Annotated in this window: 5 protein-coding genes; all 5 read left to right on the top strand. The window is 50.2% G+C overall.

Features of this window, described 5'->3' with window-relative positions; genetic code table 11:
• Positions 1 to 257: 257 nt before the first annotated feature.
• The 5 genes from KOG47_RS02470 to KOG47_RS02490 all read left to right on the top strand — a co-directional run bounded on the left by KOG47_RS02470 (position 258) and on the right by KOG47_RS02490 (position 10,022).
• On the top strand, positions 258 to 2,348 hold the full coding sequence (locus tag KOG47_RS02470) for a heparinase II/III family protein (RefSeq protein WP_215243699.1): 2,091 nt from the start codon (positions 258 to 260) through the stop codon (positions 2,346 to 2,348).
• A gap of 114 nt (positions 2,349 to 2,462) precedes the next feature.
• The gene (locus KOG47_RS02475; protein ID WP_215243700.1) at positions 2,463 to 4,553 is read left to right on the top strand and encodes an alginate lyase family protein; all 2,091 of its coding nucleotides are present in this window, start codon (positions 2,463 to 2,465) and stop codon (positions 4,551 to 4,553) included.
• 266 nt (positions 4,554 to 4,819) lie between these two features.
• Positions 4,820 to 6,892 (top strand): bifunctional metallophosphatase/5'-nucleotidase, encoded by a 2,073-nt coding sequence (locus KOG47_RS02480; protein WP_214690549.1) that lies wholly within the window; start codon positions 4,820 to 4,822, stop codon positions 6,890 to 6,892.
• A 163-nt stretch (positions 6,893 to 7,055) separates the two neighbouring features.
• Positions 7,056 to 9,701: a glycosyltransferase gene (locus KOG47_RS02485; protein ID WP_215243701.1), complete on the top strand. Its 2,646-nt coding sequence runs from the start codon at positions 7,056 to 7,058 to the stop codon at positions 9,699 to 9,701.
• A 9-nt stretch (positions 9,702 to 9,710) separates the two neighbouring features.
• On the top strand, positions 9,711 to 10,022 hold the full coding sequence (locus KOG47_RS02490) for a hypothetical protein (RefSeq protein WP_074036034.1): 312 nt from the start codon (positions 9,711 to 9,713) through the stop codon (positions 10,020 to 10,022).
• The last annotated feature ends 22 nt before the right edge of the window (positions 10,023 to 10,044 follow it).

Here is a 10,044-nt window from a genome sequence, read left to right on the forward strand (position 1 = left end):
GGTTGTTATAGAGAATCGATGCTTCCGATGGATAAGGGATACGGGTTGTGCCATACAGCATTTCCGTGCTGTGTCTGATTTGGACTGACGAAACTTCAACGTTCGTGAGGTGCGAAATCTGCATAACAACCATTATAGGAGGATGTCAGGTGATGATTTGATCAAGAGGTAAATGATATCCAAGTTTTAGTTGTTTAGCATTCGTTTAATGGATATAATTTACAGAGTGAAATCAAACCGGAAATGTGAGGAAAATCATGAAACCTTTGTATAGACGATTATCCATCGGGATGTTGAGCGGGATGCTCCTGTTCGCACCGATGACGACGGCTTCGGCCAACTCGGACTTCAACGTGCGCGTCGCTCCCTCGACCACGCTGCACCAAATGAAGGGGAAGAAACTGGTCCCACTACAGAAGACGAACACGACGAAAGAATACCGCATCGTGCGCCCGTCCGGTTGGTATTACCTTGCCATGTCCGGCGGCAAACGGATCTATATCAAGAAAAGCCAGGCGGAGGTCGTTCCGGCCCGTTCGTTGACGAAAGCACGCATCCAATCGAAAACGAACCGTCCGCTCGTCCATACATACATGGGGCAGACCGAGTCCCATATCCCGTATGAGTATGACCGACTGTCGACAGAACAGGCGAAACAGTTCGCCGATCGGGCGCTCGCCGGCAACTGGTATATCCCGACGAAACCGAACAATCTGTCGGTCCCAAACATCGACACGTTCAACTGGCATAAGGACGTCCCGGCCGTGGACAGCAACTCGTTCCCGTTCCAGCTCCACTACTTGACGGTCCTCAATCAGTTGACGCAAGCGTACAATGACACGGGTGACCTCGCCTATCTGAAATATGGCGAACGACTAATCAAAAGTTGGACGAAGGCACACCCGGCCTATAACTACAAACGACTCAAGTGGGGATACAATGACCAAGGAACGGCGATTCGTGTGTTCCATCTGTTGAATTTCTGGGATGTATATAAAGAGACGTCACTCTATCGGGACCCTGCCTTCACCGAGCTCATGTTGAAAACATTGTATGAGCATGGGGAGATCTTGGCCTCGTCCGACTTCTACAAACCGAAACATAACCACGGTATCTTCCAAGACATGGCGCTCACCGCCATCGCCCAGACGTTCCCTGAGTTTGACCGGAGTAAGGTTTGGCAATCGACCGCCAGCACGCGGCTCCAGGCGCAGATTGCCCATAGCATCTCGCCGGAAGGGGTTCACCTTGAACACTCACCTCGATATCACGTGTATGTGTATCATACGTTGTCGCGCTTTATCGAATGGGCCGAGGCTAACCAGTTCGTTCTGCCTTCACGCTCGGGCTATATCGAGAAGATGCCGGATCAGCTCACCTACATGTTGAAGCCGAATCGGACGCTTCCGATTTTCGGTGACACGACGGGGCACCTTCAAGGGATGAACATCATTCCAAAGACGAACGAATATCCGGAGCTCAGTTTCGCAGTGAGCGGAGGGGCAGAGGGCGTGGCACCGACCCTGTTGACGAAGCAAATCGGGGATCAATACAGCTTCATGCGCGAATATTGGTCGCGTCCACCTGAGGCTTTCTCGGGTGCGACACAAGTGATGATGACAGCCGGGTATCATAGTAGTGCCCACAAGCATGCCGATGACTTGAGCATCGACTTCTATGGACTGGCGCGTGACTTCATCATCGAGACGGGTCGCTTTGGTTATTCGGCACGACCGGAACGGAAGGAAGTCTTTAAAGGCGAGGCCCATAACACCGTCCACCGATACGGGGAAAACTTGGATTTAAGCAAAGGTATGATTGGTCGGAGCCGTATCGTGAAGACCGAAGACCGTGGAGAGACAAGCCTCGCCATCGGAGAGAGCGCGTTGATCGGGAAAGGGGCTACGCATCGTCGCACCCTCGTCTATGACAAGGCGAAAACGCTCGTCGTCTACGACCGCATCACCTCACCGAAGCCGGACATGTTCGTCCAGCGCTTCCACCTCGGAGAGGGTCTGAAGCTATATAAAGGGACGACCGAGGCACAGAACGTGACGTTCCGAGACAGCCGGCGTCGATCGATTCAACTGATGCAGCTCGAGACGGACGAAGAGTCATATATGTCCGTTCAACCAAGTCATCTCTCGGTCCGTGATGCGGAGTGGACGCTTCGCGACCAAGTCGTCTCCATTGAATACGGTACGGACGTGCGTTACATCACACTCATGCGGATCGACCGGACGAACACCTCGATTGTCGACACGGCGGTCAAGGAACAAGCTAATCAGTATGAACTCACCTATACACTTTCCAACGGCGAGACCCATACTCTCGACGTTCCAAAATGATTGAAGCCTGGCGACTGCCAGGCTTTTTTACGTGGACGATGAGAGTAGTTGTTGAATCCCACCATTTGCTAAGGTAGAATTTTCAAGTAGAACAACTGACAAGTGAGGGAACGAATGGAACATTCACATGCAAAACAGATCGTGGCTCAACTTCGGGGTTCGCTCTCGGGGAAAGCGAGCGATGGTTGGGACGTCGTCATCTCGGCAGGGACGATGTGCTATCAATGGAAGGGAAGACGAATGGTGCCAGACAGTCGGCTCGAGACGACCGAGACGGTACGGCTCATCCGTCCATACGGTCGATATTATATTGTCCATAGAGAAGGAAGGGAAGCACTCGTCCGCGCGACGGATGTGATGCTCCTCATGACCGAACCCCTCTCGAAAATCAAATTGACGGACAAGATGGAGCGACTGCTCGTCCGTGACTATATGAAACAAAAGCGCACATTCGCTTCGTACCATTATGAACAAATCCGTGATGAACAGGCGGTTCATTTTGCGGAAGAGACGTTGAACGGAAGATGGTATATCCCATCGCTTCCGCATACATTGGCCGTCCGTGATGTTCGGACGTTCGATTGGAACAAAATGTTACCACCTGTGAACAACAACTCGTTCCTTTTCCAACTCCACTATTTGACGACGGTCAATCAACTGACCCATGCCTATGAGGTGACGCAAGACGAAAGATACTTGCACTATGCACACCAAATCATCGATAGCTGGCAGAGCCATCATCCGCTGCATGGCGGTCCGCGGGGGCGTGTAGCATACCATGCGCACGGGACGGCGATTCGAGTATTCCATATGCTCCGTTTCTTTGAAGCGTATCGCCAGGCACCGATCCATCATGATGCCCATGTGACGTGCCGCTTGTTACATCTGTTATATGAACATGCGACATTACTGGCGACCCCTACCTTTTATCGTCCGCTCCATAACCATGGGCTCTTTCAAGATATGGCACTGTTTGCGATTGCTTCCTGCTTTCCGGAGTTTGATCGCAGTGCGGATTGGAAAAGGATTGCGCGTGCGCGGTTGAATAAGCAACTCGACATTTGCCTTTCGGAGGACGGGACCCACTTGGAGCACTCGCCCGGCTATCACGTTTACGTGTACCATACGCTAAGTCGATTTAGAGACTGGGCCGATTTAAATGGATTCACGTTGCCGGAAGGGATTGGACGCATCGACCGGATGCCAGAGCGCCTCTTGCATTTCATTAAACCGAACCAAACCTTGCCGATCGTGGGGGATACGGGAGGACAGCTTCGCGGAAGCCGTTTAATTCCTCGGATTGAAACGTTTCCCGAACTAGCCTTTGCCATGAGCGGAGGGACACAAGGACAATGCCCAGAAGAACTGCTGGCGAATCTAGGCTCTCAATATGCGGTCATGCGTGAATATTGGCACCATGCAAAGCGTCCGTTTCGTGACGCCACCTATATTCTGATGACAGCGGGATACCATAGGGGTGCACATAAACATGCCGACGATTTGAGTCTCGAACTATATGGATTGGGGCGGGATTTCATCGTCGAAACTGGTCGGTATGGCTATGTGGACGGACCTGAGCGTGCGCAAGCACTACGTGTCGCGGCGCACAATACGGTACATCGACTCGGAGAAGAGCTCGACTTGTCGATCGAGCGAATCGGAGAGAGCGGAATCCTAGAGGTGAAAGAGACGCGGAAACAGATGATGGCGACCGGAGTGAGCCGCCTGATTGGAAAAGGGGCCATACATACTCGGCATGTCGTGTACGATAAGGCGCGAACGCTTGTCGTGTTTGATCGGATTGTCGCACCGGAAGCGGATCTCTTTGTCCAGCGTTTCCATCTGGCGCCCGGTTTGGACCTGGTAGCGGGTACACCAGAAGAACACAACGTTCGATTTAAAGATGCCTCGAATCGAGCCATTCAATTCATTCAGCTTTTAAAAAACGAAGAGGCTTATATGGCACTTGAACCGAGCCATGTGTCCATGCGTGATTTGGAGTGGACTCCCCGCCAGCAAGTCGTTTCGATTGAACATGGTAGCGAAGTTCGCTTTTTGACTCTGATTCGACTAGACCGGACCGGGAAGCGTGTCGTCGATACGAAGGTCGAAGAGCGGGATGGGATGTACATCGTCTCGTATTGGATTGAAAACGGGGGAAAGCATGTCATTCATGTGCCGTGTGAGGAAAGTCGTGACGTATAAAGGACAAAACGTCACGACACTCTCACGAAGTGATGTCGTCCTTTACATAATGAGGGAATCGTTTTTTGTGGAAATTGTAAAAACCTTAAAAATCTTCAATTTGTGATTGTTTATTGGACGCGTTTCCGTTACGTTAGAACTAGAGCGATTTGTACATATAAGGGAAAAACGGACGACTTTGGGGTAATCGTGGTAAGTAAAAAGTCGAATGATGTAAGCGCTTTCTCTTGTGTGTCCTCTTCGCAAATCTGAAAGGGGAATTGGACATGACAAAGAAATCATCTCGTAAGTTGTACACGGCACTCGCTGTAGCGGCCGTATCGACTGCATCGCTCGCACCGGCTGTTGTCACGGAAGCTGCGTCAAAAGCACCAGTCGTCAAAGCGAAATCAGCGTATGTGTACGCAGGGGACTTGGATGCTGCGCTCGATGCTACATATGAGGGCGCGCCGATCCATTGGTATAAATCGAGCGTCAACTTGGAGAAATTAGGTACATTCCAAACAGCTAAGGGAATCGTCAAAGGCAAAGGGAAGTACATTGAGAAACGCGTCCGCGTCCTCGATCACCCGATTGCGATTTTACCACCGAGCGAGCCACTCGTGTTCAAACAAGGGAAACCGGCACTTGGCATCGTGAAGCAACAAGTGAAATTCGCAAGTGGGACGTATGAAAAAGCAGTACGTTGGAGCAAAATCGACACGAGTGAAGTCGGCGAATTCGTCGCGACGGCTACATATACAAACCGTGGTAAAACGATCACACTTGAAGTTCCTTATACAGTAGAAGGATACAAGCTCTCGATCATGCACACGAACGACACGCACGCCGCGCTCGATCTCGCACCGAAACGTGCGACAGCCATCAAGCAAATCCGTGCAGAGAAGCCAGACAGCCTCTTGATCGACGCAGGGGACGTCTTCTCAGGATCGCTTTACTTCAACGAGTTCAAAGGTCAAGCTGACCTCAAACTCATGAACTACATGAAATACGATTTGATGGTGCCGGGTAACCACGAATTCGATCTCGGTACGGAGCAAGGACATAAAGAACTTGCTGATTTCGTCCGCTATGCGAACTTCCCGTTCGTCAGCTCGAACGTCAACTATGCAAATGACCAATACATGAAGAGCCTCTACCGTGACGAAGTTTCGCAAAAAGCGTACAACGGTCGTCTTTATGAAGGAGTCATCAAAGTAGTGGATGGCGAGAAGGTCGGATTCTTCGGTTTGACAACAGAAGAGACGGCATCCATCGCTAGCCCAGGCCCAATTGAATTCCAAAACTACATCGCAGAAGCACAAAAAGCAGTCGACGCGTTCAAAGAGATGGGCGTCGATCAAATCGTAGCAGTCTCGCACCTTGGGTATAACGATAACCCAGCGTTCGATAACGATTTGTTGCTTGCTGAAAACGTAGATGGAATCGACATCATCGTCGGTGGCCACACGCATACTCGTTTGAGCGCTCCGGTCCTCATCACAGAAGGAAAAACAGAGCCAACGGTCATCGTTCAAGCGGACCAATACAGCAATTTCCTCGGAACGGTTGATGTCGAGTTCGACAAGGATGGAAAAGTCATCAAACATGCGGGCAGTTTGATTGATGTGAAGGCACTTCAACCAGATCCATATGCGGTAGAATTGCTCGCACCATTCAAAGATGTCGTGGATACAATCAGCCAAGACCCAATCGGTGTCTCACTCACAGCTCCACTCGATAACCCACGTGACAAAGGTGACGAAACAGCACCGAGTGTCCGTAAAAATGAAACAGCCCTCGGTAACTTGATTACAGACGGTATGCTCACGAAAGCGAAAGAGTATGATTCTGCTGTCATCGGTGCTGTTCAAAACGGTGGTGGAATCCGTGCATCAATCGATGCAGGTCCTGTCACGACAGGTGAAGTGTTGACGACACTTCCATTCGGAAACACGCTTGCCATCATGGACTTGAAAGGTAGCGAATTAAAAGCTGCTTTCGAGCGTAGCGTTGGCATTTACCCAATCGAGAACGGTGGATTCCTCCACGTATCTGGATTCAAAGTATTGTTCGACAGCTCAAAACCGGCTGGTGAGCGCATCGTTAGCTTGCAGTACAACAACGGCACAGAGTTTGTCGATGTCGAAGACGCGACGAGCTACAAAGTCGCAACGAACTTCTTCACAGCGCAAGGTGGAGACAACTATGTTGAGTTTGAAACGGCATTCAAAGACGGTCGCGTCAATGACCTCGGTCTCATCGACTGGGAAAACTTCCGCGATCACTTGATCAGCCTCGGCGAAGAAGTCACACCTGCTGTTGAAGGACGTATCGTCGACGTCAACGCAGCTGAATAAGACAATCATTGGTTGCTTTCGGACGGATCCAGGAATGGGTCCGTCTTTTTTATAGGAAACTCAGGCGTGTACATTTGTCATCAAATTGCGACCGACATATAACTCTGTTAAGATACGATAAGATGAAGAAATACTGATTACTTAAAAAAGGTGGAGCGGACGTATGGATGTAAAAGCGACACTGCGCGATGTGCAAGCGCACATTGCGTGGTTGAAAGAAGAAAAAGAACGGGTCGACCGGAGAGAAGCATTGAACGGAGATGACTTGATCACCCTTGAGGACCTTCCTTCATTGTCGAGACAGGCACAACGCCCGCGTCTTGACGATAAATTGTTTGAAGAACAGCAAGCTACCTTAAAAACGGAACTCGAATCAGCTCGAGCGCGACTCCCGAAACAAGATGTGACTCGTATCGCATCGAATGGGAGCAATTTTTATGAGAAGGCGGATGTACAAGTGGCATTCGTCGGTCCGGTCAAACGAGCGAAAGAGTTAGAGCGGCTTTGTCATGTCCATTTATTTGAGAATGTGACAGGCTTCTTAGAGCTGGCTGAAATCGAAAAGATTGATTTCCTTCTCATCTCGGCCGCGCTAGTGGAAGATGAGACGACCGCATTCCACCACATGGGCTCACCGCGTTCGCACTCCCGTCACTGGTTGGAGAATTTGATTCGCAAAGCCAAACAAATTGATGTTCGTGTCGTGTTTGAAACTACTCTCGATACGAATCACTACGATCGTTTCTCCTCACTCGCCGCTCAGTGTGACTATATCTTTACGGCAAACGAGGAGCGTGTGACGGATTATATCGAAGAAGCCGGACATGAGCGCGTTTTTGTCATCCGTCCGGGAATCGACCCACTTCGCTTCAATCCAATCGGGATGACGCGTGTTCAGTCGGATTCGGTCGTCGTCACGAACCGTTTCCCGGTACAACGTTTCGCAAAAGACTTGGAGACGCTCGCACAAGGTGTTCGTGATGCGAATAAGTCTCTTTATGTGATTCGCGAAGCGGATGAATCGAAGGTGTCGTTCGCACCGAAATCACTTCAAGATGTCCTCGTCCATGGGGACCAAGAGGAGATCGAGGCGTTGAAAGAAACCTCGAACTGGATTCTTCACGTCAATGAAGTGAAAAACAGTCCGACGATGAGTGCGCAAGCCATCTATGAGGCACAGGCACGGGGACAACTCGTCTTGACGAACTACAACGTGGCCGTCAACAACGACTTCCCGAACGTATTCATCGCGACGAGCGCATTGGATGCACAAGGGATTTTAGAAATGTTCGATACAGACGAAGAGCGTCTCGAGCATCAACTATCTGGTGTCCGCACCATCTTCTCGAACCATACGATCTATGATCGTTTCAACGAAATGTTATTCGTTCTCGGCATTCACCACGAAGTCCGTCGTGACGTCCTCGTCATCGGTCGCGGCGACGTGACGGCGACACGTGAGCTGTTCGAGCGCCAATCCTATCCGCATAAACGTTTTGTCGCAGAAGCAGATTTACAAGAAGTCGATTTACGCACAGCCGACTTCGTGACGGTATTTGACGACCGTTATCACTACCTCGACTATTATGTAGAGGATATGGTCAACGCCTTCAAATACACGGACGTCGCTTTCGTGACGAAAGGGCAGGACGTTGTACATGAATTCGTAGAGGGATACGATGACGTCGCGTTAACGATGTTTGCGGCAAGCCACCTGTCGCTTGAGACGCTTCGGGACGACCAGCGTATCGAGGGACAAGGCTATGCCATCGATCATTTCGAACTGCTCGCGGCAGATGATGTACTCGTCCCGAACGAACCGGGCGACTATGCGCTTTCAATGATCGTCCCGATTTATAACAACGGTCGTTATCTCTACAACAAATGTTTCTCTAGTCTTCGCCGTAGCTCGATGTTTGAAGACATGGAGATTTGGCTCGTCGACGACGGTTCGACGGACCAAGAGACGATCGGCTATATCGAACGCCTCGTGCGGAAGTATCCGAACGTCTACACGTACTCATTCAACGACGGAGGCAGCGGCAGTGCGTCGCGCCCGCGAAACAAAGGCGTCGAATTGGCAACGACACCGTACATCGCTTTCCTTGACCCGGACAATGAAGCGGTCAACGACGGCTATGCGGAACTATTCCGTATCATGAAAGAGAATGACGCGCTTGACCTCGCAGTCGGAAGTATGTTGAAGCTTGCGAACCGTGAGGCCATGATTGAGCTAGACGGCCTTGAAAAAGATGGTGTTCGCGTCATCGAAGACCCGAGAGCGTACTTGCTCGAGCACAACTTCAAGGTACAGAGTATCCAGACGATGGTCATCAAAAAAGACTTCATCCAGAAGCACGATTTGAAACAGGTCATCGGTGCGGTCGGGCAAGACTCGCTCTTCTTCCAAGAGATGTTCCTCAGCGCAGGACGCGTCGCTCTTCTCGACTTGACGATTCATGATTATTACGCGGCTGTCGCCGGTTCGACAGTCAACACGATCACGAAGAAGTACTTTACGAAGTGTGTCATTCGGGAAACGGCACGGGCAAAAGCATTCGCCCGGGAAGGTGTACTCGATCAATACCGTTCCACACGATTCGAACGCTTCTTCTCGATGTGGTATTTGGTCTTCTTACGCCGAAGCAAACCGGAAGAGTTTGTCGACAATGCCGGTATGCTTTATGAAATCATCGAACAGTATCGTCCGATGGAATTAGAGACGCCGATTGTAAAACAATTCGTCGACTTATATGAATCAGGACAAACAGAAGAATTGAAGCGTCTCTACTTTGACGCATACTTGTGAGGTGAGAGCATGAGCAACGAATTTGAAAAAGAAATCGGATTGTTGAAACAACGAATCAAACTGCAGGAAGAAGAGATTCGTCATTTGAAACATGATGAACGTCTATTACGTCAAAAGCATCGACGACTCGTTCAAAAGTATGGAGATCTTCTGTACACGTTTGAATGGACCGTGAAGACGTTCGAGAAGAAAGAGCAAGCGCTCAGTGACTTGAAACGTAAATATGATGTGTTGAATCAGAAGTATCGTCGTCTTGTGCAATCGAAAGCCGGAAAAGCGATTTTGAAGGCACAGGCGGTTGCACGACGCATTCGCAAATAAAGAATCGAGCTCGAAAGACTCG

This window comes from Exiguobacterium sp. s121 (assembly GCF_018617245.1).
GTDB lineage: Bacteria > Bacillota > Bacilli > Exiguobacteriales > Exiguobacteriaceae > Exiguobacterium > Exiguobacterium profundum.